The following is a 24,066-nucleotide window of genomic DNA, read 5'->3' on the forward strand; positions in this document are numbered from 1 at the left end:
TGATGCCCTCACCCAACCCTCTCCCACGGGGAGAGGGCTTGATTGTCTTACTACTTATGCGGGATCCCGAGCGACTCCGCCAGCTGTTTCGCTAACTGATTGTTGTCATCAGCCCCGTACTCCCAGAACATCGCCCCGGCAAGACCTTTCTCTTTGATGTAGTCCGCTTTGATCGCCACGGATCGTGGGTTCTCATACGAAATCGCAAACAGCGCGTTGCCATCGGCACCCTTCACCGAGAGCCACGGCACCTTTGCCTGGTCGTCCCAGTGCTCGGTAAAGCGCTTCTGCGGATCGTTCAACAGCTTTTTCACGATATCGTTGTACTTCACGTAGGTATCTTTGGTCAGGTCATAGCCGAGTGACTTGAACAACCCGATCTCCTGCGGCCCGAAGTAGGGCTGGGTAACCGGATTTTTTTGCGCATCCGGTTTGGTCCAGTCGATCCCCGGCTCTACGGCGCGTTTGGGTACGCGGCCATAGAAACCAATCCCGAGATTCATCTGCTGCGGCTTCAGCCCGGCGGCCAGATAGTTGTTCACCACAAAGTCCACGCTGTATTTGTCCGCGGCGGCCACCGTCGGCCAGGCGCTGGAGTCATACAGGTTGGCGTTAAAATACTGCGTACCGTACGCCATGTCGTAGGTCATCAGGTTGATGTAGTCGAGCAGGGGCGCAATGGCTTTCACATCCACCCAGCTTTTCGGACTTTCCGCATTCGCGCCTACCGCAATGGTGACCAGCTTTTTATGCCCGAACGCGTCGCGCAACTCTTTCAGCAGGGCGGTAAAGTTACCCCGGTCGGCAGGCTGGCTTGCCACCAGCCCCCAGGCGCCGTTGACCGGATACTCCCAGTCAAGATCGATCCCGTCCAGGCCGTATTTGTCGACAATCTCCTGCGCGGAGCGGATAAACACCGCGCGCGTCTCTTGGGTTGCCGCTGCGCCGGAGAAGCCGCGCCCCCCCCAGCCGCCGATGGAAAGCAGCACTTTGAGGTTCGGGTTTTGCTTACGCAGAGTGGGGATTAAGGCCAGATCGGACGCCACTTTTGGCGATAGCCAGATTTGATGCAGCTTCGCCGGATCTTTCAGCGCGGCATTGGTTTCGTCTTTTTCGTCGTTATAGACCAGACCAAACGAGTAGTTCAGATGGGTGATCTGGCGAACGTCCAGTTTATTGATATCGCCACCCGGTCCGGCGGTGACATCGCCACCCCCGTTAAAGTAGCCCACGGACATCATGGAACTGGCGGAGGCAACTGACGCGCAAAGCAAGGGTAATGCTGCCAGCAAGGGCAAACGTTTCATACAAGTTCCTCTTTGACTTAATAAAATTAACCACGCCACGGAAAAGGCGTGGCGAAAAAACAGCCTAAAGAGAATAGCATTGCCGCTTCGCTGAGGATGCGAGGGAGTTCACTTTATGGGGGATCGGAGAGGGGGGATTGCCGGGTAAGCGTCAGCGCCACCCGGCTTAAAAGGCTTACGCCTGCGTCTCCAGCCAGTCTTCGAGCGTATACAGCGTCGCGCCTTCCGCAGCCATATCCATAAACGCCTGAGCGCTGTCCTGCGGGTGAATGTTCACCCCGCGGCAGCCGTCGGTGATGACGCTGACGGTATAACCTAACTGGAGCGCATCCAGCACGGTGAACTTCACGCAGTAGTCCGTCGCCAGCCCCAGCACAATCAGCTCCGTGATTTCGTGATGACGTAACCACGCGTCCAGCGCCGTTTTCTGGCGATGCCCGTTATCAAAAAACGCGCTATAGCTGTCGATAGCCGGGTTTTCACCTTTATGGAACACCGCGTCGATGGCTCTCTGATTCAGGAGCGGATGCAGCGCCGCGCCTTCCGTCTGCTGTACGCAGTGATCCGGCCAGAAGGTTTGCGCCAGCCCGTCGAGCTCTCCCTGAGTGAAGGGCTCGACGTTATGCTGGCTGGCAAAGCTGCCGTGGTTCGCCGGGTGCCAGTCCTGGCTTGCGACAACCGCTTCGCCGCGGGCTTTGCACCAGTCAATCAGCGTGTTTGCTACGTCAACGGTGCTGTCACCTTCGGCGACGGCCAGCGCACCGCCCGCGCAGAAATCATTTTGCAAATCGACCAGTAGCAGGGCGCGTTGCTTCATGAGCACTCCTTATTCGTCCGGGGTCAGCTCGCCGCGCAGGTTTTGCATCATCGCGCTGCGAATGGACTGAATGTCCAGATCCTGACTCAGTAAATAGTGAAGTTTAGTCAGCGTTGCCTCAACGGTCATATCGAAGCCGCTGATGACCCCCGCATGCGCCAGCGCGTTGCCGGTGGCATAGCCGCCCATATTCACTTTACCGGACATGCACTGGGTCAGGTTCACCACCACAATTCCGCGCTCGCTGGCTTCCTGAAGCTCTTTCAGGAATTCACCGTTCTGCGGCGCATTGCCCACGCCGTAGGAGCGCAGGATCAGCGCCTTCACCGGCTGGCGCAGGAAGTTACGCACCACGTCGGCAGAGATGCCCGGATAGATGGTGACCACGCCAATCGGTTGCGGAGTAATCGGATGCACAATCAGCTCGCCGGCGGTGTTCGGCGCCGGAGGGGTTCCCAGACGACGGATATGAATACCGGCCTCCAGCAGCGGCTGCAGGTTAGGGGAGGCAAAGGCGTCAAAGCCGTCTGCGTGGGCTTTGGTGGTGCGGTTGCCGCGATACAGACGGTTATTAAAGAACAGCGACACTTCGTTGATCGGGTAATTCGCCGCCACGTACAGGGAGTTCAGCAGGTTGATCTGCCCGTCGGAGCGCAGCTCCGCCAGCGGGATTTGCGACCCGGTGACGATAACCGGCTTGCTCAGGTTCTCCAGCATGAAGGAGAGCGCCGAGGCGGTAAACGCCATGGTGTCGGTACCGTGCAGGATCACGAAGCCGTCGTACTGGTCGTAATGGGCTTTAATGTCATCCGCGATGTGCTGCCAGTCTTCCGGCGTCATGTCGGAGGAGTCCATCAGCGGCTCGTATTCGTGGATGGTGAAGTCAGGCATTTCCGGACGGTGGAATTCAGGCATCAGCGCAAGCTGACGCTGAAGGTGGCCGGAGACGGGGATATAGCCGTTTTCGGAGCGCTGCATACCGATGGTACCGCCAGTGTAGGCTACATAAATCGATTTCTTCTGCATGGTAGTGAGTTCTTGTTCTTCAAAAGAAAAAAATCCCCTCTTCGCGGGAAGAGGGGACGGTTTTTAACGGACGTTAGCGCAGGTCAGGCAAAACGCGTAACGACTCTGTGGATCGTTAAAGGCCGCAAGCTTATCGCTTTCTGCCTTCATCGCTTTTGCCGCCGTGGCGACTGGCGCAGGCAGGTAAGCCTGCAGCGCCTCCGGCAGCATGGCGCGTACCGAGCCGGACATGCTGTCCATGACCATATCGAAGAACGACGGTTCGTCCTGGTAATACTCGATATGCCACTGCTTCAGCTTCGCCAGTTCGGCGGCTTTCTTCACCGCGTCATCGAAGTCACCCAGACTGTCCACCAGTCCGTTGCTCTTCGCATCCTGACCGGTCCAGACGTGGCCCTGCGCAATCTGGTCGATCTGCTCAGGCGTCTTTTTACGCGAGTCTGCGACCAGGGTGATAAAGCGTTTATAGCCGTTCTCAATGCTGAGCTGCATCATCTCAGAGACTTCCGGCGGCAGGGATTTGGTCACCGACACATCCGCCAGCGGAGAGGTCGCTACGCCATCGGTATGCACGCCCAGGGAATCCAGGCTGTTCTCCACGGTGTTGATCACCCCGAAGATGCCAATCGAACCGGTCAGCGTGCTTGGGTTAGCCACGATGTAGTTGGCTGGCGTTGAGATCCAGTAACCTCCGGAGGCGGCCATTCCGCCCATTGAGACGACGACCGGCTTACCGGCGGCGCGCGCCGCAGCCAGTTCAGCGCGGATCACCTCGGAGGCGCTCACGCTGCCGCCAGGGCTGTTGACCCGCAGGACAATCGCTTTCACTTTCGGATCCAGGCGCGCATCGCGGATTTGTGACGCGGTAGTATCGCCGCCCACGTTCCCCGGGGTCTCCTGACCGTCCATGATCGCACCGTTGGCAAAGACCACCGCGACGCTGTCACCGCTGTCATCCGGCTTTTTCGTCGAGTAATCATACATGCTGATGGCGCTGTAGTTTTTATCCTCTTTGCTCCAGCCAAACTGCTTGCTCAGGGATTTTTCAATCTCGGCGCTGGTGCCCAGGGCATCAACCAGTTTGTTATCCAGCGCATATTTCGCGGTATCGCCGTCAACCTTACGCAGGCCTTCCAGCACGCCCTGCGCGCCAGGGAACGCCTGCTCAGGCGTAATCTGACGGTTCGCGGCAACGGTGCCCAGATAGTTCTGCCACAGCTCGCCAATCCAGCGGCTGTCCGCTTCGCGGGCGGCAGGGGACATATCATCGCGGATAAACGGCTCAACGGCGGATTTATAGGTACCGACGCGGAAGACGTGGGTGGTGACCTTCAGCTTGTCGAGCAGCGATTTGTAGTACAGGCCGTTGGTGGCAAAGCCGTGCAGATCTACCGTACCCTGCGGGGAGAGCCAGATCTTATTGGCGAAGCTCGCCAGATAATATTGCCCCTGGCTGTAGCTGTCGCCCACGGCAATCACCGGCTTGCCGCTGTCGCGGAATTCGCGCAGCGCTTTACCGATGTACTGCATTGAAGGCTGATCGCCTCCGGCAAAATCTTTCAGATCCAGCACGATCCCGGTGATGTTACGGTCGTTTTTGGCCTGGCGGATGGTATCGACGATATCAAACAGGGAGTTTTCCTGCAGACGATCTGAGGTTGCGCCAAACAGCTGGCGACCAATCACGCTCAGGCGACTGCTGGTGGACGGCTTATCAACGATAACGCCGGTGATATCGAGTAATAGCGCGCCGCGCGTTGAATGCTGCGCCTGATTCGCATTACTGATATGCATCCAGATGCCCGCGCAAACCAGAACCAGGAAGATGAAGAAGATGTTCATCACCAGGTTGCGGACGAAGTTGAGCAGTCTCCACGTCCATTTAAAGAAACCGGCAATGATTCGCCAAAGGGTTCGCATGTATTCTCCCTAACCAGAAAATGACTGTTTCCGTCGCCACTGGACGGTAATGTTGGGTTATCGTAATGACCCAACCGCCACTTGTCAGCAGGAATCGCCTGCCAGGCTGTAACAAAATCTGCCGCCGTGTTAATTTTGTGAGTAAATTTCAAGAAAGGAGTTAACCAATGGACGCACTCGAACTGCTTGTTAACCGCCGTAGCGCTTCCCGTCTGGCCGAACCTGCCCCGGCAGGCGAGCAGCTGGAGAACATTCTGCGTGCCGGCATGCGTGCCCCCGATCATGGCACACTGCAGCCATGGCACTTCTTTGTAATTGAAGGCGAAGGCCGCGATCGTTTCAGTCTGCTGCTGGAGCAGGGGGCGGTGGCCGCCGGGCAGGATGAGAAAGGGATCGACAAGGCGCGCAATGCTCCGTTCCGCGCGCCGATGATCGTCACCGTCGTGGCAAAATGCCAGGCCGACCATAAGGTGCCGGTTTGGGAGCAGGAAATGTCCGCAGGCTGTGCGGTGATGGCGATGCAAATGGCCGCTGTCGCACAAGGCTTCAACGGTATCTGGCGCACCGGCCCGCTGACCGAAAGCCCGGCGGTCCGGGACGGTTTTGGCTGCGGTGAGCATGACAAAATTGTCGGCTTCCTCTACCTCGGTACCCCGCAGCTTAAAGCCTCCAGCACCATCAGCGTGCCGGACACCACGCCTTTCGTCAGCCGTTTCTGATAACGCACGCTAAACTGTCTGGATTCTGAGCATCTGCCGCAGAATTCAGACAGTCATACTTACCTCTTTATGGAATGAGCGCTACCATAGCGCGATTGAGATGACAGGAGACGTCCATGAGCGAGCAAACCATTCGTTTAACGCAGTACAGCCACGGAGCCGGTTGCGGTTGTAAAATTTCCCCGAAAGTGCTGGAGACCATCCTGCACAGTGAACAGGCGAAGTTTGTCGACCCGAACCTGCTTGTCGGCAACGAAACGCGTGACGATGCTGCAGTTTATGACTTAGGTAACGGCACCAGCATTATCAGCACCACCGACTTCTTTATGCCGATTGTCGACAACCCGTTCGACTTCGGTCGCATTGCGGCCACCAACGCCATCAGCGATATCTTCGCCATGGGGGGGAAGCCGATCATGGCGATTGCCATTCTGGGCTGGCCGATCAACACCATCCCGCCGGAAGTGGCACGTGAAGTGATTGATGGCGGCCGTTTTGCCTGCCAGCAGGCGGGGATTGCGCTGGCCGGTGGTCACTCTATTGATGCACCTGAACCGATCTTCGGCCTGGCCGTCACCGGCGTGGTGCCGACCGAACGCGTGAAGCGCAACAGCACCGCGCAGGCGGGCTGCAAGCTGTTCCTCACCAAGCCGCTGGGCATTGGCGTGCTGACCACCGCCGAGAAAAAGTCCCTGCTGAAGCCCGAGCACAAAGGTCTGGCAACGGAAGTGATGTGCCAGATGAACCTCGCCGGTGCGGCGTTCGCCAATATCGACGGCGTGAAGGCGATGACCGACGTCACCGGTTTTGGTCTGCTGGGACACCTCTCTGAGGTCTGTCAGGGCGCGGGCGTGCAGGCGCAGATCTGGTATCAGGACGTGCCGAAGCTGCCGGGCGTGGAGGAGTATATTGCTCAGGGCGCGGTCCCGGGCGGTACCCAGCGCAACTTCGCCAGCTACGGTCACCTGATGGGCGAAATGCCTGAGGAGTGGCGCAACCTGCTGTGCGATCCGCAAACCTCCGGCGGCCTGCTGCTGGCGGTGACGCCGGAGTCAGAAGCCGAGGTTCAGGCTACGGCCGCCGAGTTCGGCATCACCCTGACGGCGCTCGGCGAGCTGGTGACCGCGCGCGGTGGCCGACCGATGATTGAGATCCGTTAATTCGATGCGGTTGTTTATTGCCGAAAAGCCGAGCCTGGCCCGTGCCATCGCCGACGTGCTGCCTAAGCCGCATCGCAAAGGCGACGGCTTTATCGAATGCGGTAACGGGCAGGTGGTCACCTGGTGTATCGGTCACCTGCTTGAGCAGGCGCAGCCGGATGTCTATGACAGCCGCTATGCCCGCTGGAATTTAAACGATCTGCCCATCGTGCCGGAAAAATGGCGCCTGCAGCCCCGGCCTTCGGTCACCAAACAGCTGAACGTTATCAAGCGCTTCCTGCATGAAGCCGCTGAAATCGTGCACGCGGGTGACCCGGACAGGGAAGGGCAACTGCTGGTGGATGAGGTGCTGGACTATCTGGAGCTGGCGCCGGAAAAGCGCCAGCAGGTGCAGCGCTGCCTGATCAACGACCTTAACCCGCAGGCGGTGGAGCGAGCCATTTCGCGCCTGCGCGCCAACAGCGAGTTTATTCCGCTGTGCGTCTCGGCGCTCGCGCGTGCCCGCGCCGACTGGCTGTACGGTATCAACATGACCCGCGCCTACACCATCCTCGGGCGCAACGCGGGCTATCAGGGCGTGCTCTCCGTGGGGCGCGTGCAGACGCCGGTGCTGGGGCTGGTCGTGCGTCGTGACGAAGAGATTGAGAATTTCGTCGCTAAAGATTTCTTTGAGGTGAAAGCGCATATCGTCACGCCTAAAGACGAGCGCTTTACCGCCGTCTGGCAGCCGAGCGATGCCTGCGAGTCATATCAGGATGAAGAGGGGCGTTTGCTGCACCGCCCGCTGGCGGATCATGTGGTTAACCGTATTACCGGACAGCCGGCCATCGTCACCAGCTATAACGATAAACGGGAATCAGAACCCGCGCCGCTGCCGTTCTCGCTGTCGGCCCTGCAGATTGAGGCCGCGAAGCGCTTTGGCCTCAGCGCGCAGAACGTGCTGGATATCTGCCAGAAGCTCTATGAAACCCACAAGCTGATCACTTATCCGCGTTCGGATAGCCGTTATCTGCCGGAAGAGCACTTTGCCGGACGCCATTCTGTGATGAACGCCATTAGCGTGCACGCGCCGGATCTCCTGCCGCAGCCGGTGGTGAACCCGGACACCCATAACCGCTGCTGGGACGATAAAAAGGTGGACGCCCACCACGCGATTATCCCGACGGCGCGTGCCAGCAGCGTCAACCTGACCGATAACGAAGCGAAGGTCTATAACCTGATCGCCCGTCAGTACCTGATGCAGTTCTGCCCGGACGCGGTGTTCCGCAAATGCGTAATCGAACTGGAAATCGCGAAAGGGAAATTCATTGCGAAAGCCCGTTTCCTTGCAGAAGCAGGCTGGCGCACGCTGCTGGGGAACAAAGAGCGTGACGAGGAGAACGACGGCACGCCGCTGCCGGTAGTTGCTAAAGATGACGAACTGCTGTGCGAGAAGGGCGAAGTGGTTGAGCGTCAGACTCAGCCGCCGCGCCATTTCACCGATGCGACGCTGCTGTCGGCGATGACCGGGATCGCCCGCTTTGTGCAGGATAAAGATCTGAAGAAGATCCTGCGCGCCACCGACGGTCTGGGTACGGAAGCAACCCGCGCGGGTATCATCGAGCTGCTCTTTAAGCGCGGTTTTCTTGAGAAAAAGGGGCGCTATATCCATTCGACCGAGCCGGGACGCGCGCTGATTCATTCCCTGCCGGAGCTGGCCGCCAGGCCGGACATGACCGCGCACTGGGAATCGGTGCTGACGCAGATCAGCGAGAAGCAGTGCCGCTATCAGGACTTTATGCAGCCGCTGGTGGGGACGCTTTACCAGCTGATCGATCAGGCGCGCAGCACGCCGGTGAAGCGCTTCAGAGGGATGGTTGCACCAGGCGCGGGGGCGAAGAAACCGTTTAAAAAGAAGAAGAGCGCGGCCTGATACGCCCGGTTTTCTCCCTCTCCCTGTGGGAGAGGGCTGGGGTGAGGGCACCCGGCCGCACGATATAAACCTTAAATCACACCCTGCCCAATCATGGCATCTGCCACCTTCACGAACCCGGCGATATTCGCCCCGCGCACGTAGTTGGTTTGCGACGCTTCACCGCCGTACTCCACGCAGGCGTGGTGAATATCCAGCATGATATGGTGCAGGCGCGCATCCACTTTTTCTGCCTTCCAGCCGAGACGTGCGGCGTTTTGTGCCATCTCGAGGCCGGAGGTTGCCACGCCACCGGCGTTAGCGGCCTTGCCCGGTGCAAACAGCACGCCTGCCTCAAGGAACAGGTTCGTGGCGTCGATGGTGGTCGGCATGTTCGCCCCTTCGGCCACCGCTTTTACGCCGTTGCTAATCAACGTGCGCGCGGCTTCAACGTCCAGCTCGTTCTGCGTGGCGCACGGCAGGGCGATATCCACCGGCACACCCCACGGCTGTTTTCCTTCCAGGTAGGTCAGGCCAAACTCCCGGGCGTAATCCGCCACGCGGCCATCGCGGCTGGCTTTGATTTCACACAGGCGCGCCAGCTTCTCTGCCGTAAAGCCCGCTTCATCCACCACCGTGCCGCTGGAGTCAGAGGCGGTTACCACGCGAGCGCCAAACTGCATCGCTTTCTCAATCGCGTACTGCGCCACGTTACCGGAGCCGGACACCGCGACGCGCATGCCTTCAAAGCCTAAACCGTGGCGCTTGAGCATGGCCTCGGTGAAGTAAACCAGGCCGTACCCGGTCGCTTCCGGGCGGATCAGGCTCCCGCCAAACGACAGCCCTTTACCGGTAAAGACGCAGGCGCTGTTGTTGGAGAGCTTTTTCATCATCCCGGCCATAAAGCCTACTTCACGTCCGCCGACGCCGATATCACCGGCAGGTACGTCGGTATCCGGGCCGAGGTGACGGTAGAGCTCGGTCATCAGCGCCTGGCAGAAGCGCATCACTTCGCCTTCGCTTTTGCCTTTCGGATCGAAATCACTGCCGCCTTTCCCGCCGCCCATCGGGAGCGTGGTGAGGGCGTTTTTAAAGGTCTGCTCGAAGCCGAGGAACTTCAGAATTGACAGGTTTACGGACGGGTGGAAGCGCATGCCACCCTTAAACGGGCCAATGGCCGAGTTAAACTGCACGCGCCACGCGCGGTTGACCTGCACCTGATTGCGATCGTCCACCCACGTCACGCGGAACTGGATCACGCGCTCTGGCTCGACAAGGCGTTCAAGCAGAGACATCTGGCGATAGCGCGGGTTTTGTTCAAGGAAGGGCCACAGGGTGGTCATCACTTCACGCACGGCCTGCGCGAACTCGCTCTGGTGCGGGTCGCGCTGCTGAACATGGGCAAGGAAACTTTCCAGAGAGCGTGTCTGATCCATAGATATAAGAACCTCTTATTGTATTTTATGTGTATTACTTATGCGATTTGTGTTGTTTTTTTGACTATATCACCCGTACCGCTTTGTGTGGCAAGCAGAAATGTAGGGCGAAAGGGAAATTAATGAGAGCGCAGGCGTCATAACCAAAAGCGATGAAGAGATAAATTAAAGGTTCCGCTCTGGTTTACCGTTATAGTCATTATCAAGGAACAACAGGAAGATGTGTCTATGAACCGTTATCTACTCACCGCGTTATGTCTGATCTTCACTGCTGGCGCGCAGGCTGACCGCATTCGTCCGGATGTGGAGGTGAATGTGCCGCCGGAAGTGTTTAGCTCCAGCGGTCAGAATCAAACGGTGCAGCCCTGCAATCAGTGCTGTATCTATCAGAATCAGAACTACTCGGAAGGGGCCGTGGTGAAAGCGGACGGCGTGCTGTTGCAGTGCCAGCGCGACGAGCGCGTTATCGGCACGAATCCGCTGGTCTGGCGTCGCGTAAAACAATAAACGCTTCCAGCAGCGGAATATCCGCGGGGGCCAGGGCGTAGCCAAACGCCTCTTCCGGCGTACACCACGCCAGCGCGCTGTGGTAGTGCGCCGTGAGCTCGCCGCTAAACGCAGGAACGTGCCAGGCGTGCAGGTTGATTAACCGCTGCGAGACTTCGCGCTGGTGGCTTGCTACATATTGCGCAGGCAGCGCTTCAATACCCAACTCTTCACGCAGCTCGCGGATAAGCGCCTCGGTCTGGGTTTCTCCGGCCTCGACTTTACCGCCTGCAAATTCCCACATGCCCGGCTGGTCGGCGTGGGCAGGGCGCTGCGCAAGTAAAATTTTGTCGTCTTTTTCGATGATGGCGGCAACGACATCGAGTGTTTTCAGCATGGTCGTCAATAATTGATAGCGAAAAAAGACATATTATCGTGCCCTTTCTCAGAGTCCAGCTATCAGGAGAATCAGGTGAAAGAGACTACCGCCTGGGTTGCCCCTATCGAATCCCTTCCCGCCAGCCTTAAACCCATTGCCGTGATGCAGAAAAAGCATTTTGGCGCCGTGCTGAATCCCACGCGCTGGTGGGGGCGCATGCCGCGTCTGTTCTGGCTGGTAGCGCTGTTCGTCGGTTTTCTGGAGCGTCGTCGCGCGCGCCTGACGCCCGTGCTTCGTTCGCTGCTCATGACGCGGGTGTCCCAGCTCTGCCACTGCGCTTTCTGTATTGATGCCAACAGCCTGCGGCTGGCCGAGCGCTGCGGCGCGCTGGATAAGGTTCAGGCTGTGGGCAACTGGCATGATTCCACTTTGTTCTCCGAGCAGGAGCGCGCGGCGCTGGCCTACGCCGAGGCGGTGACCGCCACGCCGCCCCGGGCGGATGAGGCCATCAGAACGGCGCTGAAGCGCCACTTTACGGATGACGCCATCACCGAGATGACGGCGCTCATTGCCTTTCAGAATCTCTCCGCCCGCTTTAACGCCGCGCTGGATATTCCGGCTCAGGGGCTGTGCGCCACGTTTAATGAGACGCCACATGCTTGACCGTCATCTGCACCCGCGGGTAAAGCCCGTTCTGAATCGTCTGGTTTCCGTGCTGGACAGGCCGGGCATTACGCCCGACGGATTAACCCTTTCCGGGTTTGCGATTGGCGTGCTGGCGCTGCCGTTTCTGGCCCTCGGCTGGTATCCTGCTGCGCTGGTCGCCATCGTGCTTAACCGCCTGCTGGACGGTCTGGACGGGGCGCTGGCGCGCCGCAGAGGGCTGACCGATGCGGGAGGATTTCTCGATATCGCGCTCGACTTTCTGTTCTACGCTCTGGTGCCGTTTGGCTTTGCGCTCGCTGCTCCCGCAGAGAATGCGCTGGCGGCCGCCTGGCTGCTGTTTGCGTTTATTGGTACCGGCAGCAGTTTTCTGGCGTTTGCGGCGCTGGCCGCGAAGCACGACATCGACAACCCCGGCTATGCGCACAAGTCGTTTTATTACATCGGCGGGTTAACGGAAGGGACGGAGACCATCGCGCTGTTTGTGCTGTGCTGCCTTTTCCCGGCGCACTTCACGCTTTTCGCGTGGGTATTTGGCGCGCTGTGCTGGCTGACCACCACAACGCGCGTCTGGAGCGGCTACGTGACGCTGAAGTCACTCAACCCTTAGAGAGCGCTTTCTGGCCCGCGCTCACCGGTTGTCACCGGGTTCTGCGGGTGACTGCTCCATTCGTACCAGCCGCCGTCATAGACGGCGATATTCTTCCAGCCCATCGACCGGGCGTACATAAAGGTTTCGGACGCCCGCCAGCCGGTGCCGCAGTAAAACGCGACGTGCTGTTCCGGCAGAATATTCCAGCGCTTCCACTGGGCGGCGATGTCGTCCGCACTGCGCATGGTGCCATCCGGGTTATGGAAATCCTCCATGTGGGTAGCATCGCTGCCCGCATGACCCCAGCGGGCACCGGCTATTTCACCTTTTGGCTTGATGTAGCTGTAGCCGCTTGTTTCGCCGATGAACTCCGGCCACGAACGAATGCTGACCAGGGAGGCATCCTGACGGTGCAGCATCCCGCGCGCCTGTTCCATATCGACCATCAGCTGCGGCTGGCCGGGGATTGGCGCGCCGAAATCGGGGGCTGGCGTCACTTTGCCGGGCGTGCCGCGCTCAACCGGGAGGCCTGCATCTGACCACGCCTTCCAGCCGCCGTCGAGAATACGCACATCCTTCACGCCCGCATACAGCATAATCTGCGCCACGCGCGCGGCGGCGTAAACGTCACGACCATACAAGATGACGGTGGTGTCGTGGCGGATCCCGTGCTTCGCCAGCATCGCTTTCAGCTTGTCGTCGGAGACTTTATTCCACAGCGGCTCGCTTTCCACTTCGTTAGTATCGATGTAGCCCGCGCCGGGAATGTGGTTCAGCAGGTAAAACTTCGGTGCGCCCCATGCGGCTTCGATCACTTTCCAGTCACCCGACGGCGCGGCGGTCACGGGTTTACCCTGCTGGAGGCGGTGGATCCACTGCGGGTAAACCAGCTGTTCAAAATGAGGCAGGCGCTGAAGGCGGTCTGGGGTCTGCAGTGCGTCGCTGAGCAGCGAAACGTGGCGGTAACCTGCTTTCTCCAGGCGGGCTTTCACCGCCTGGTTATCGTTCTCGTCGCCGTACAGGGCGATGGCCGTTGCAGGTGTAAGCTGATGTTGTTTTGCCCAAAGCGCAATCTGCTCGTCGCTCATGGCGCTAAGCCAGGCGGCAGCAAGGTTGAGTGCGGCGGGTTCATGCCCGGAGGGGCCGCTGAGCGTCTGCGGCCAGCCGTTGTAAAACGCGCTGGCGCGGGTGTCGACAGGCGTGCCGTGCTGCGCCTGAAGCTGAGACAGCGTGATGGCGTTGGGCATATCAGCCGCCAGCGAGGAAAAAGAAGCGAGGCCGCAGAGCAGGGCCAGCGCGGTCAGTTGAGAAACACGTTTCATCGAATAACCTGACGTCAGTAAAAGAGGGGGCATTGTCGTCTCTCCCGAATCGGAAAACATTGCGTTAGCACATTATTGCCAGCGAGAAATCTCAATCAGCTCGCCGCCGGGCGGAATATCGTCTTCATCGTGCGTGACCAGCACCACCGGAATATTGCGCGCGCGGACGGCGTCAAACACCCATGCCCGAAATGAGGCCCGCAACGCTTTATCGAGGCGGCTGAACGGTTCGTCCAGCAGCAGCGCCTGCGGCTCCGCGAGCAGGGCCCGCAGCAGGCTGACCCGGGCGCGCTCCCCGCCGGAAAGAGTGGCCGGATCGCTGGCGTAATGACCGCTCAGCCCGGCGGAATCCAGCGCCTGCTCGACCGCTTCCCGACGCGCGCGCCCGGCGATCCGCTCAGGCAGCGCCAGCAGCAAATTTTGCCCGACGCTGAACGGGTCGAACAGCAGCGCGTCCTGAAAGAGAATACCCAGCCCGCGGGACTCCACGGGAAGTCCGTCGCAGCGACGCGCGTCGAGCCACAGTTCGCCCCGTGCCTGGAAATCGTCTGACAGCGCGCCGACCATCCACGCAAATAGGGTCGATTTTCCGCTGCCGGACGGCCCCATCAGGGTGACGATCTCCCCGCGAGGCACGCAAAAACTGACCTCGCGGAAAAGCGGTTCGATGGTGAGATCTTTTACCTTCAGCATTATCGTAATCCTTGACGGTAGCGGCCCACGAGCCGGGATAACAGGGCGGCAAGACCAAACACCGTGCCCGTGACCAGCAGTAATCCCAGCGCCCGGTTAGCGAGAATCGGGATGCTGCCTCCGCTGCTGAGCGCGACGGTTTCGGTGGTCAGCGTGGCGAAACGCCCCGCGCCCAGCCACAACGTCGGCATGTATTGTGCCATGCTGACGGAAAAGCCGGTGGCAAAGGCCAGCAGCGCAGGGCGCACCAGCAGGGGGCATTTCAGCAGCAAGAATATTTTTTCCCGTCGCCAGCCGAGCGTTCTGGCGGTAAGAACAAGTCGGGGATCGATCCGCCGCCAGGCGGGTTGCAGCACCAGCAGCGTCCACGGTAATACCCACAGAAGGTGGCTCCAGAGCACGGCGGCATAGTTCCCGTCGAGTCCCAGATGCAAAGCAATAAAGTATTGCCCGGTGACGAGCGGCAGCGCCGGAAGGGCGAGCGGTAACCATACCCACAGTGTGCCGCGCTGCGGGCCCCATTCCAGCCAGAGAACGCTGATGAGCAGGGCGATCAGGCTCGAAAGCAGCCCGAAGGAAAGGCTGGTCCCCACGGGACCCACGTCGTCCCGCTGTGCCAGTATCAGCAGCACCGCGGCGCACAGGATGCCACATGCGGGCAGAAAGCCGCTGAGTGTACGTTCAGGCAGAACGCGCTCAGACCTGCGGCGTGTCCCGCTGAGGTCCGGAACCCTGCGGCGCCATGCCTTCCATAAACCGTACCCAAGTGCGGCAAGCGCGGCCAGCAGCACGAGGAGAAGCAGGCACAGCAGCGTCCCTTTTGCCTGCTGCTGCGCGTCGCCCTGGCTCAGCCACTGCCAGGCCAACACGGCCAGGGTAGGCGGGTTTCCGGGCCCGAGCACGATCGCCACGTCCACGACCGACAGCGACCACGCCAGCACCGCCAGCATCACCGCGCCGAGAACGGGCGCAATCGCCGGAAGGATCAGCCAGCTGAGCGTCTGAAAACGCCCATAGCCAAAGGTTTGCAGGACGATCTTCTGCAGTGCGAGCCGTTTTTCCGGCAGGACGGCGTAAATGGCCCACAGGACAAACGCGCTCTCTTTGACCGCGAGCGTCAGGCCCAGACCGACGCCGTAGCGGTCAAACGGCGGAGAACAGACGGTGCAGATCTGATAATACAGACCGCCCTCGGCAAACAGCAGTAACGCGCCGGTGGCGAACGCCACATGGGGGATTGCCAGTAGCCACGGCAGGCGGGTCGTAAGACGTCGCCAGCGCTTACCAGGCCACAGAAGGCTGACGAGGAAAAGGGCAATCAGCAACGCCCCCAGCGTGGCGATGAGCGTTGAGACCAGCGTGGCAACGGTCGCCTGAGGTAGCTGCGGATCGTTCAGCAGCCGCTGCCAGTTTGTCACCGAAAACGCCGGGGCAAGCAGCATGGCGCCGGCGGGCAGGACCGGCAGATAAATCACCGCCATCGCCAGCCAGACAAGTCCGCTCAGCGGGTGCCGTAACGACGCAGCCATTCCTGCTCCAGCGCGTTCACCCAGGCGGACTGCGGCTCTGCAAGCACCTTCGGCAGCCCCTGCGGCGTGTGGGCGAGCAGCTGTTTGGCTTCACCCTCGGGCAGCGTTTTCACATCCAGTACGCTTGGGTCTCCCCATATGACCGGGTCGGCCTTGCGGATTTGCGCCCGCGGTGACAGCAGGAAATTAGCGACCACTTTCGCCCCCGCGCTCGCGCTGGCATTGGCCGGAATCGCCACAAAATGGACGTTGCCGAGCATCCCGCTCTGGAAACCAAAGCTGTAGCTGTCGGCGGGCAGTTCGCTGCTCGCCACTTTCTGCTGCACATGGGCCGGGTTAAAGGTCAGCGACAGGTTCAGACTGCCGCGGGCAAGCAGGGTGTCCATGCGCGCGGGTGAAGGGGGGAAGTCTTTGCCTTCGCGCCACAGCAGCGGGTGCAGCTTATCGAGGTAGGCCCAGAGCGGCGCGGTAACGTGGTCAAACGTTTCATCGGGTGCTTTTTGTAACGCCTCAGGGCGATCGGTGAGCGTCAGAAGCAACTGCTCAAGAAATGCCGTGCCGGTAAAATCGGGCGGGCGAGGATAGCTGACCTTGCCCGGGTGCTGCTGCGCGTAAGCCAGCAGCGCCTGAGGATCCTCCGGCGGCGTCGGCATGCTGGCTTTGCGGGCGATAAAGGTCAGCTGCGCACCGCCCCACGGGGATTCCGCGCCGTCTGTGGGAATTGCAAAATCCTCCGTAACGGGCTTGCGGGTATCGACATAGCGCCAGTTTGGCAGCGTCTGCGCCCATCTGGTTTGCAGCAGGTTCGCTTCTTTTAACGTGCGGAAGTTTTCGCCGTTAACCCACAGCAGGTCAACCGAGCCGTTGGCCTTACGCCCCGCGGCGGCTTCGGTCTGAATACGTTTTACCGCGTCGGCGGCATCCGCCAGCGGGACGATTTTGAGGGTAATGGCATAGTGCGTTTGCATCTCACCGCTTACCCACTCAAGGTAGCGGTTGACCGCCGGATCGCCGCCCCAGGCGTTAAACCAGACGGTCTGGCCTTTGGCCTGTTGTTGGATAGCGTGCCAGCTTTCGGCGGCAGAGAGGGGGGCTGCCAGCAGCAGACCGGTCAGAAACGCGCAAAAACGCACACGGCGCATAATGCCTCACTTTTTAGCAGACGGGAGATAACGGGAAAACAGCCGGCGGGTGACCAGCGGTAATAACCCCAGTAGTGTAAAGGCGAATATCATGCCCGGCGACAAAATATCGCGCAGCGAGGTCACTTTTCCCAGCTCGCGCCCGGCGTTCAGAAAGACAACCGTCGCGGGCAGCATGGCGACCTGGCTGACCCACCAGTAGCGAAATACGCCAATCCGGGTCAGCCCCATCAGCAAATTCACCAGAAAAAACGGGAACAGCGGCATCAGGCGCAGGGCAAAAAGATAGCCCGCGCCGTCATGCGACATACCGGCGTTCACCGTTTTCATCTGCTGAGCAAACCGCCGCTGGACCCCGTCGCGCAGCAGATAACGACTGGCGAGCATGGCCAGCGTGGCCCCGAGCGTGGAGGCGAACGAGACCAGCGCGGTGCCTTCCCACAGGGGAAATAACGCCCCGCCCAGCAGGGTGAGGATCGCCGCGCCGGGTATCGACAGGGCGGAGACCGCGACATAGAGCGCAAAAAAGATCAGCGCGCTGCGCAGCGGCGCGTGGTTGACATGGGAAAGTAACGCCTGCTGGTGAGTTTTAATCCCTTCCAGGGAGAGGGTTCCCGGGGGAAGCATGACAAACGTCAGAATAAATGCGCCCAGAAGGGCGCACAGGAAAGCGATTTTTCGAATGTTCACGCGTCATTACAGCTTGAATTTAGCCCATACCGGCGCGTGGTCAGACGGTTTTTCCATGCTGCGGATATCGTAGTCGATCCCGGTTTCGATGCAGCGCTCGGCCAGCGGCGAACTGGCCAGCAGCAGGTCTATACGCAGGCCACGGTTGTCGTCAAAGCCTTTTGAGCGGTAGTCAAACCAGGAGAAGCGATCCTGCGTTTCCGGGTTGGCATTGCGGAAGGTATCCACCAGGCCCCAGCCCAGCAGGCGCTCCATCCACTCACGCTCTTCCGGCAGGAAGGAGCATTTGCCGGTACGCAGCCAGCGTTTGCGGTTCTCTTCGCCAATACCGATATCGAGATCCGTCGGGCTAATGTTCATGTCGCCCATGATCAGCACCGGATTCTCTTTTTTGAGTTCAGTTGTCAGGAAGTCCTGCAGATCCTGATAAAACTTCGCTTTGGCCGGGAATTTGGTTTCATGGTCACGGCTTTCACCCTGCGGGAAATACCCGTTAATGACCGTGATATTCCCGAGCGCAGAAGGCACTTCCGCCATGATGATGCGGCGCTGCGCTTCTTCACCGTCGCCAGGGAAGCCGCGACGCACGGAAACCGGCGGTGCTTTGGTGAGCAGCGCGACCCCATAGTGTCCTTTCTGACCGTGATAGAAGACGTTGTAGCCGAGTTTCGCCACCTCTTCGAGGGGGAACATGTCGTCGTGAACCTTTGTCTCCTGCAGGCCGATCACATCTGGCTGATGTTGCTCAACGATAGCTTCAAGCTGATGAGGGCGGGCACGCAGGCCGTTGATATTAAAAGAGACAAATTTCATAGTCGCTGCCAGTGCAAGGTGAATAGTGCATGGATGGTAGCAGAATTTGCGTCAACTGTTACCGGGTTCGACCAATAACTGCGACAGATAATGCCGGTGGTGCAATATTTGCACCATTCTGACGCGCTTCGCCCCCAAACAGGGCGTAAATGACCGATAAATTTCGTGAGCGATCACAATTCCAGAATTATATTTGGCCTGTGCATACTCTTTCTGATTTTCATGCGGCAAAGCGCCGCTTGTCGTAAAAATATTCACTTTTTATGCACTAACAGTGAATAACTCCATGTCGTAACTTGTTGATATTCTGTTACCTCAACCCGTTTATGCATTTTTATCGCTGGCTGGCACGAAGGCTGCAATCTACATTCACAGTGCAAACACTCAATTATTTAACATTCAAATAACCTTTTATTTACCGGATGAGGTCGCTATGTCTCTGTCAATTACGCGTGAAAATTTCGATGAATGGATGATGCCGGTTTACGCTCCGGCGGCTTTTATTCCGGTTCGTGGGGAAGGCTCGCGCCTGTGGGATCAGCAGGGTAAAGAGTATATCGACTTTGCAGGTGGGATTGCGGTCAACGCGCTGGGTCATGCGCACCCGGCGCTGCGTCAGGCGCTGAACGACCAGGCGGCGAAGTTCTGGCATACCGGCAACGGCTTTACCAACGAGCCTGCGCTGCGCCTGGCCAAAAAACTGATCGACGCGACGTTCGCCGAAAAAGTCTTTTTCTGTAACTCGGGGGCGGAAGCCAACGAGGCGGCGCTGAAGCTGGCGCGCAAATATGCGCACGATAAATTTGGTACCCACAAGAGCGGCATCGTGGCGTTTAAAAATGCCTTCCACGGGCGCACGCTCTTTACCGTCAGCGCGGGCGGTCAGCCTTCCTACTCGCAGGATTTCGCACCGCTGCCGCCGGATATTCGTCACGGCATCTATAACGATCTGCAGTCCGCCAGCGAGCTGATTAACGACACCACCTGCGCGGTGATCGTCGAGCCGATGCAGGGCGAAGGCGGCGTGCTTCCGGCGCAAAAAGCCTTCCTGCAGGGGCTGCGCGAGCTGTGCGATCGTCACGATGCGGTCCTGATTTTCGACGAAGTGCAGACCGGCGTGGGCCGCACCGGCGAGCTGTATGCCTATATGCACTACGGCGTGACGCCGGACGTGCTTTCGACCGCCAAAGCGCTGGGTGGCGGCTTCCCGATTGGGGCGATGCTGACCACCGATAAATTCGCCAGCGTAATGACCGTGGGCACCCACGGCACCACCTACGGCGGCAACCCGCTGGCTACCGCCGTTGCCGGACAGGTTCTCGATATCATTAACACCCCTGAGGTGCTGAAAGGCGTTAAGCAACGTCACGACTGGTTTGTCGAGCGTCTGAATGCCATCAACAGCAAAACGGGGCTGTTTAAAGAAATTCGCGGTCTGGGGCTGTTAATCGGCTGCGAACTCACCGCTGAGTTTGCCGGGAAAGCTAAACTTATTTCACAGGAAGCGGCAAAAGTGGGCGTGATGGTGCTGATTGCCGGTGCCAACGTGGTGCGTTTTGCGCCTGCGCTGATCGTCAGCGAGGAAGAGGTGCAAACCGGTCTGGACCGTTTTGCGCAGGCGTGTGAAAAAGTGAAATCCGGGGTGTCATCATGATGGTCATCCGTCCCGTTGAGCGTGGCGATCTCGCCGGGCTCATGCAGCTTGCCGGTAAGACGGGAGGCGGGCTGACCTCGCTTCCGGCCGATGAAAAAACGCTGTCGGCGCGCATCGAGCGCGCCCTGCATACCTGGCAGGGGACGTTGCCAAAAAGCGAACAGGGGTATGTGTTCGTGCTGGAAGACACCGACACGGGGACCGTGGCCGGGATCTGCGCCATTGAAGTGGCCGTCGGGCTTAACGACCCGTGGTACAACTACCGCGTCGGCACCATGGTTCACGCCTCGAAAGAGCTGAACGTCTATAACGCGCTGCCCACGCTGTTTCTCTGCAATGACCACACGGGGGCCAGCGAGCTGTGCACGCTGTTCCTCGATCCGGCGTGGCGCAAAGAGGGCAACGGCTATCTGCTCTCCAAATCGCGCTTTATGTTTATGGCCGCCTTCCGCGATCGCTTTAACGAAAAAGTGGTCGCAGAGATGCGCGGCGTGATCGACGACACCGGCTACTCGCCGTTCTGGGAGAGCCTGGGCGAGCGCTTCTTCTCGATGGAGTTCAGCCGGGCGGACTACCTGTGCGGTACCGGCCAGAAAGCCTTTATTGCCGAACTGATGCCGAAGCATCCTATCTATACCCATTTCCTCAGTCCGGAAGCGCAGGCGGTGATCGGCGAAGTGCATCCGCAAACCGCCCCCGCCCGCGCGGTGCTGGAGAAAGAAGGCTTCCGCTACCGCAACTATGTCGACATCTTTGACGGCGGGCCTACGCTTGAGTGCGATATCGACCGCGTGCGCGCGATCCGTAAGAGCCGGCTGGTTGAGGTCTCTGAAGGCCAGCCCGCGCCGGGCGACTGGCCCGCATGCCTGGTGGCGAACGAAAATTACGCCAACTTCCGCGCCATGCTGGTGCGAACCAACCCGAAATGTGAACGTCTGGTGCTGACGGCTGCTGAGCTCGATGCCCTGAAATGTAACGCCGGCGATACGGTTCGCCTGGTGCGTCTCTGCCCTGAGGAGAAAACAGCATGACATTATGGATTAACGGTGACTGGGTCACGGGTGAAGGCGAACAGCGCGTAAAGACCAATCCGGTTGGAAAAGAGGTGCTCTGGAAGGGGCATGACGCCAGCGCCGCGCAGGTAGATCAGGCCTGCCATGCCGCTCGCCGTGCGTTTCCGGCGTGGGCAAAACAGCCTTTCGCCGTGCGCCAGGCAATTGTTGAAAAGTTTGCCGGGCTGCTGGAGGCAAACAAGGCTGAACTGACGCGCATCATCGCGTCTGAAACCAGTAAACCGCGCTGGGAAGCGACAACCGAAGTGACGGCGATGATCAATAAAATCGCCATTTCGGTCAAGGCGTACCATACCCGTACCGGCGAACAGCGCACCGACATGCCGGACGGCGCGGCCACGCTGCGCCACCGTCCGCACGGCGTGCTGGCGGTGTTTGGTCCGTACAACTTCCCGGGGCATCTGCCGAATGGCCACATTGTGCCCGCGCTGCTGGCGGGCAATACCGTTATTTTCAAACCGAGCGAGCTCACGCCATTAACCGGCGAGGCGGTGGTTAAGCTGTGGGAACAGGCCGGCCTGCCGCCGGGCGTGCTGAACCTGGTGCAGGGCGGACGTGAAACCGGCCAGGCGCTGAGCGCGCTGAGCGATATCGACGGCCTGCTGTTTACCGGCAGCGCCGGGACGGGCTATCAGCTGCACCGCCAGCTGGCGGGGCAGCCGGAAAAAATTCTGGCGCTGGAGATGGGCGGCAACAACCCGCTGATTGTGGAAGATCCTGATGATATCGACGCTGCGGTGCACCTGACGATTCAGTCCGCTTTTATTACCGCCGGACAGCGCTGCACCTGTGCTCGCCGCCTGCTGGTCAAGCGCGGCGCGCAGGGAGATACCTTCCTCAAACGTCTGGTAGAGGTGAGCGCGCGTCTGGTGCCTGCCGCGTGGAATGCCGATCCGCAGCCGTTTATCGGCGGGCTGATTTCCGAACAGGCTGCGCTGAACGTGCTGAAGGTCTGGCAGGACCATGTCGCGCGCGGCGCGAAAACCCTGCTCGAGCCGAAGCAGGTTCAGCCGGGTACCTCGTTGCTGACGCCGGGCATCGTTGAGATGAGCGGCGCGAGCAACGTGCCGGATGAAGAGGTCTTTGGCCCGCTGCTGTGCGTCTGGCGCTATGACGATTTCGATGCGGCCATTGCGATGGCGAATAACACCCGCTACGGCCTGTCGAGCGGGCTGATTTCACCGCATCGCGAGAAGTTTGAACAGCTGCTGCTGGAAGCGCGCGCCGGTATTGTGAACTGGAATAAACCGCTGACCGGGGCCGCGAGCACCGCGCCGTTCGGCGGCGTGGGCGCGTCGGGCAACCATCGCGCCAGCGCGTGGTATGCCGCCGATTACTGCGCGTGGCCGATGGCGAGCCTGGAAACCCCGGCGTTGACGCTGCCGGAGACGCTTAATCCGGGGCTGGATTTTACCGGAGGGGATCGTCATGAAAGCGCGTGAAGTTAACTTTGACGGGCTGGTGGGGCTGACGCACCACTATGCCGGTCTCTCTTTTGGTAATGAAGCCTCGACGAAGCACCGCTTTCAGGTCTCGAACCCGAAGCTGGCGGCGAAGCAGGGGCTGCTAAAAATGAAGGCGCTGGCGGATGCCGGTTTCCCGCAGGCGGTGATCCCGCCGCAGGAGCGTCCGAACGTGGCGGTATTACGTCAGCTCGGTTTTAGCGGCACCGATGAGCAGGTGGTTGAAAAAGCGGGTACGCAGACGCCACACCTCCTCTCGGCGGCAAGCTCGGCCTCTTCGATGTGGGTGGCCAACGCCGCGACCGTCGCGCCGTCAGCCGATACGCTGGATGGCAAAGTTCATCTGACGGTGGCGAACCTGAACAATAAATTCCACCGCGCCACCGAAGCGGAAACCACCGAGCGCGTGCTGCGCGCCATTTTCAGCCAGGACGCCCATTTTGAGGTGCATCAGGCCCTGCCGCAGGTGGCGATGTTTGGCGACGAAGGCGCGGCCAACCATAACCGCCTGGGGGGCGATTATGGCGACCCGGGCCTGCAGCTGTTTATCTACGGACGAGAAGAGGGGGGGCACGCTGCGCCAACCCGTTATCCTGCGCGTCAGACGCTGGCGGCCAGCCAGGCGGTTGCCCGCCTGAACCAGGTCAATCCTTCCCAGGTGATTTTTGCCCAGCAAAACCCGCATGTGATCGATCAGGGCGTGTTCCACAACGACGTGATTGCCGTTTCCAACCGCCAGGTGCTGTTCTGCCACGAGCAGGCGTTTGCCCATCAGGAGAAGCTGCTCGCCACGCTGCATGAGCGCGTGCGCGGCTTCACGCCAATTCAGGTGCCAACGGAGGCGGTGAGCGTGCAGGATGCGGTCGAAACGTATCTGTTCAATAGCCAGCTGCTGAGCCGCGATGACGGCAGCATGATGCTGGTCCTGCCGCAGGAGTCCCGGGATCATCAGGGCGTGTGGCGCTACCTGACCGAGCTGGTGAAGGCCGATAACCCGATTGACGAACTGCGCGTGTTTGATCTGCGCGAAAGCATGGCTAACGGCGGTGGTCCAGCCTGTTTACGTCTGCGCGTGGTCTTGACTCAGGACGAAATGCAGGCGGTTAATCCGGCGGTCATGATGAACGATACGCTCTTTACCCGTCTGAATGACTGGGTCGATCGCTACTATCGCGATCGGCTAACGCAGGCGGATCTGGTTGACCCGCAGCTTCTGCGTGAAGGACGCGAGGCGCTGGACGCATTATCGACAATCCTGCAGTTGGGATCGGTTTACCCGTTCCAGCGCTAA

The 24,066-nt window shown here is 59.8% G+C and carries 22 protein-coding genes; 10 read left to right on the plus strand and 12 right to left on the minus strand.

Features of this window, described 5'->3' with window-relative positions; all coding sequences use genetic code 11:
* Window positions 1–50 precede the first annotated feature (50 nt).
* The 4 genes from chiD to sppA form a co-directional block, all read right to left on the minus strand.
* Window positions 51–1,307: a chitinase ChiD gene (gene chiD / locus AC0TN7_RS20430; protein WP_473702376.1), complete on the minus strand. Its 1,257-nt coding sequence runs from the start codon at window positions 1,305–1,307 to the stop codon at window positions 51–53.
* 175 nt (window positions 1,308–1,482) lie between these two features.
* Window positions 1,483–2,124 (minus strand): bifunctional nicotinamidase/pyrazinamidase, encoded by a 642-nt coding sequence (pncA, locus tag AC0TN7_RS20435; RefSeq protein ID WP_148769061.1) that lies wholly within the window; start codon window positions 2,122–2,124, stop codon window positions 1,483–1,485.
* 9 nt (window positions 2,125–2,133) lie between these two features.
* Window positions 2,134–3,150: an asparaginase gene (ansA, locus tag AC0TN7_RS20440; RefSeq protein ID WP_008500705.1), complete on the minus strand. Its 1,017-nt coding sequence runs from the start codon at window positions 3,148–3,150 to the stop codon at window positions 2,134–2,136.
* Window positions 3,151–3,213: 63 nt separating this feature from the next.
* Window positions 3,214–5,070 carry a signal peptide peptidase SppA gene (gene sppA / locus AC0TN7_RS20445; protein WP_024908569.1) on the minus strand — a complete coding sequence of 619 codons (1,857 nt, stop codon included), beginning with the start codon at window positions 5,068–5,070 and terminating at the stop codon, window positions 3,214–3,216.
* Between the two features lie 167 nt (window positions 5,071–5,237).
* Between sppA and AC0TN7_RS20450 the strand changes: the two genes are divergently transcribed.
* From AC0TN7_RS20450 to AC0TN7_RS20460, 3 genes are all read left to right on the plus strand, one after another.
* Window positions 5,238–5,789, plus strand: a complete 552-nt coding sequence (locus AC0TN7_RS20450) for an NAD(P)H nitroreductase (protein WP_267214659.1) — start codon at window positions 5,238–5,240, stop codon at window positions 5,787–5,789.
* A 116-nt stretch (window positions 5,790–5,905) separates the two neighbouring features.
* A complete protein-coding gene (selD, locus tag AC0TN7_RS20455; RefSeq protein WP_473702377.1) occupies window positions 5,906–6,949 on the plus strand; it encodes a selenide, water dikinase SelD in 1,044 nt (347 codons plus the stop codon).
* 4 nt (window positions 6,950–6,953) lie between these two features.
* A complete protein-coding gene (locus AC0TN7_RS20460; RefSeq protein ID WP_024908566.1) occupies window positions 6,954–8,861 on the plus strand; it encodes a DNA topoisomerase III in 1,908 nt (635 codons plus the stop codon).
* A 71-nt stretch (window positions 8,862–8,932) separates the two neighbouring features.
* On the opposite strand, the gene gdhA is transcribed toward AC0TN7_RS20460, so the two are convergent.
* Entirely contained in the window at window positions 8,933–10,276 is a 1,344-nt protein-coding gene (gene gdhA, locus AC0TN7_RS20465) for an NADP-specific glutamate dehydrogenase (RefSeq protein ID WP_024908565.1), read from the minus strand.
* 228 nt (window positions 10,277–10,504) lie between these two features.
* Between gdhA and AC0TN7_RS20470 the strand changes: the two genes are divergently transcribed.
* Window positions 10,505–10,783 carry a YnjH family protein gene (locus AC0TN7_RS20470; RefSeq protein ID WP_024908564.1) on the plus strand — a complete coding sequence of 93 codons (279 nt, stop codon included), beginning with the start codon at window positions 10,505–10,507 and terminating at the stop codon, window positions 10,781–10,783.
* On the opposite strand, the gene AC0TN7_RS20475 is transcribed toward AC0TN7_RS20470, so the two are convergent.
* On the minus strand, window positions 10,740–11,159 hold the full coding sequence (locus tag AC0TN7_RS20475) for a pyrimidine (deoxy)nucleoside triphosphate diphosphatase (RefSeq protein ID WP_473702378.1): 420 nt from the start codon (window positions 11,157–11,159) through the stop codon (window positions 10,740–10,742). The two genes, AC0TN7_RS20470 and AC0TN7_RS20475, sit on opposite strands and share 44 nt — an antisense overlap.
* Before the next feature lie 75 nt (window positions 11,160–11,234).
* Between AC0TN7_RS20475 and AC0TN7_RS20480 the strand changes: the two genes are divergently transcribed.
* Both AC0TN7_RS20480 and AC0TN7_RS20485 read left to right on the plus strand, forming a co-directional pair.
* Entirely contained in the window at window positions 11,235–11,804 is a 570-nt protein-coding gene (locus AC0TN7_RS20480) for a carboxymuconolactone decarboxylase family protein (RefSeq protein ID WP_473702379.1), read from the plus strand.
* Window positions 11,797–12,414, plus strand: coding sequence for a CDP-alcohol phosphatidyltransferase family protein (locus AC0TN7_RS20485; protein ID WP_048991598.1), 618 nt, complete (start codon window positions 11,797–11,799; stop codon window positions 12,412–12,414). Before AC0TN7_RS20480 ends, AC0TN7_RS20485 begins: the two co-directional genes overlap by 8 nt.
* Here AC0TN7_RS20485 and AC0TN7_RS20490 read toward each other — a convergent pair.
* The 6 genes from AC0TN7_RS20490 to xthA all read right to left on the minus strand — a co-directional run bounded on the left by AC0TN7_RS20490 (window position 12,411) and on the right by xthA (window position 18,585).
* Window positions 12,411–13,718 carry a sulfurtransferase gene (locus tag AC0TN7_RS20490; protein WP_473702380.1) on the minus strand — a complete coding sequence of 436 codons (1,308 nt, stop codon included), beginning with the start codon at window positions 13,716–13,718 and terminating at the stop codon, window positions 12,411–12,413. The genes AC0TN7_RS20485 and AC0TN7_RS20490 overlap by 4 nt on opposite strands.
* A 72-nt stretch (window positions 13,719–13,790) precedes the next feature.
* Window positions 13,791–14,411 (minus strand): ATP-binding cassette domain-containing protein, encoded by a 621-nt coding sequence (locus tag AC0TN7_RS20495; protein WP_024908559.1) that lies wholly within the window; start codon window positions 14,409–14,411, stop codon window positions 13,791–13,793.
* Window positions 14,411–15,940: an ABC transporter permease family protein gene (locus AC0TN7_RS20500; protein WP_473702381.1), complete on the minus strand. Its 1,530-nt coding sequence runs from the start codon at window positions 15,938–15,940 to the stop codon at window positions 14,411–14,413. The genes AC0TN7_RS20495 and AC0TN7_RS20500 overlap by 1 nt, the downstream gene beginning before the upstream one ends.
* The gene (locus tag AC0TN7_RS20505) at window positions 15,913–17,073 is read right to left on the minus strand and encodes an ABC transporter substrate-binding protein (protein WP_473702526.1); all 1,161 of its coding nucleotides are present in this window, start codon (window positions 17,071–17,073) and stop codon (window positions 15,913–15,915) included. The genes AC0TN7_RS20500 and AC0TN7_RS20505 overlap by 28 nt, the downstream gene beginning before the upstream one ends.
* Window positions 17,074–17,088: 15 nt before the next feature.
* A complete protein-coding gene (locus tag AC0TN7_RS20510; RefSeq protein ID WP_048991593.1) occupies window positions 17,089–17,772 on the minus strand; it encodes a TVP38/TMEM64 family protein in 684 nt (227 codons plus the stop codon).
* 6 nt (window positions 17,773–17,778) lie between these two features.
* On the minus strand, window positions 17,779–18,585 hold the full coding sequence (gene xthA / locus AC0TN7_RS20515; RefSeq protein ID WP_032645347.1) for an exodeoxyribonuclease III: 807 nt from the start codon (window positions 18,583–18,585) through the stop codon (window positions 17,779–17,781).
* A 433-nt stretch (window positions 18,586–19,018) separates the two neighbouring features.
* Between xthA and astC the strand changes: the two genes are divergently transcribed.
* The 4 genes from astC to astB are packed head-to-tail and all read left to right on the plus strand — an operon-like array spanning window position 19,019 to window position 24,066.
* Window positions 19,019–20,239: a succinylornithine/acetylornithine transaminase gene (astC, locus tag AC0TN7_RS20520; protein ID WP_024908554.1), complete on the plus strand. Its 1,221-nt coding sequence runs from the start codon at window positions 19,019–19,021 to the stop codon at window positions 20,237–20,239.
* Window positions 20,236–21,270: an arginine N-succinyltransferase gene (gene astA, locus AC0TN7_RS20525; RefSeq protein ID WP_061715461.1), complete on the plus strand. Its 1,035-nt coding sequence runs from the start codon at window positions 20,236–20,238 to the stop codon at window positions 21,268–21,270. Before astC ends, astA begins: the two co-directional genes overlap by 4 nt.
* Window positions 21,267–22,754, plus strand: coding sequence for a succinylglutamate-semialdehyde dehydrogenase (gene astD, locus AC0TN7_RS20530; RefSeq protein ID WP_248164118.1), 1,488 nt, complete (start codon window positions 21,267–21,269; stop codon window positions 22,752–22,754). Before astA ends, astD begins: the two co-directional genes overlap by 4 nt.
* Window positions 22,741–24,066 carry an N-succinylarginine dihydrolase gene (gene astB / locus AC0TN7_RS20535; protein ID WP_024908551.1) on the plus strand — a complete coding sequence of 442 codons (1,326 nt, stop codon included), beginning with the start codon at window positions 22,741–22,743 and terminating at the stop codon, window positions 24,064–24,066. Before astD ends, astB begins: the two co-directional genes overlap by 14 nt.

Source organism: Enterobacter sp. PL_is511 (assembly GCF_055816065.1).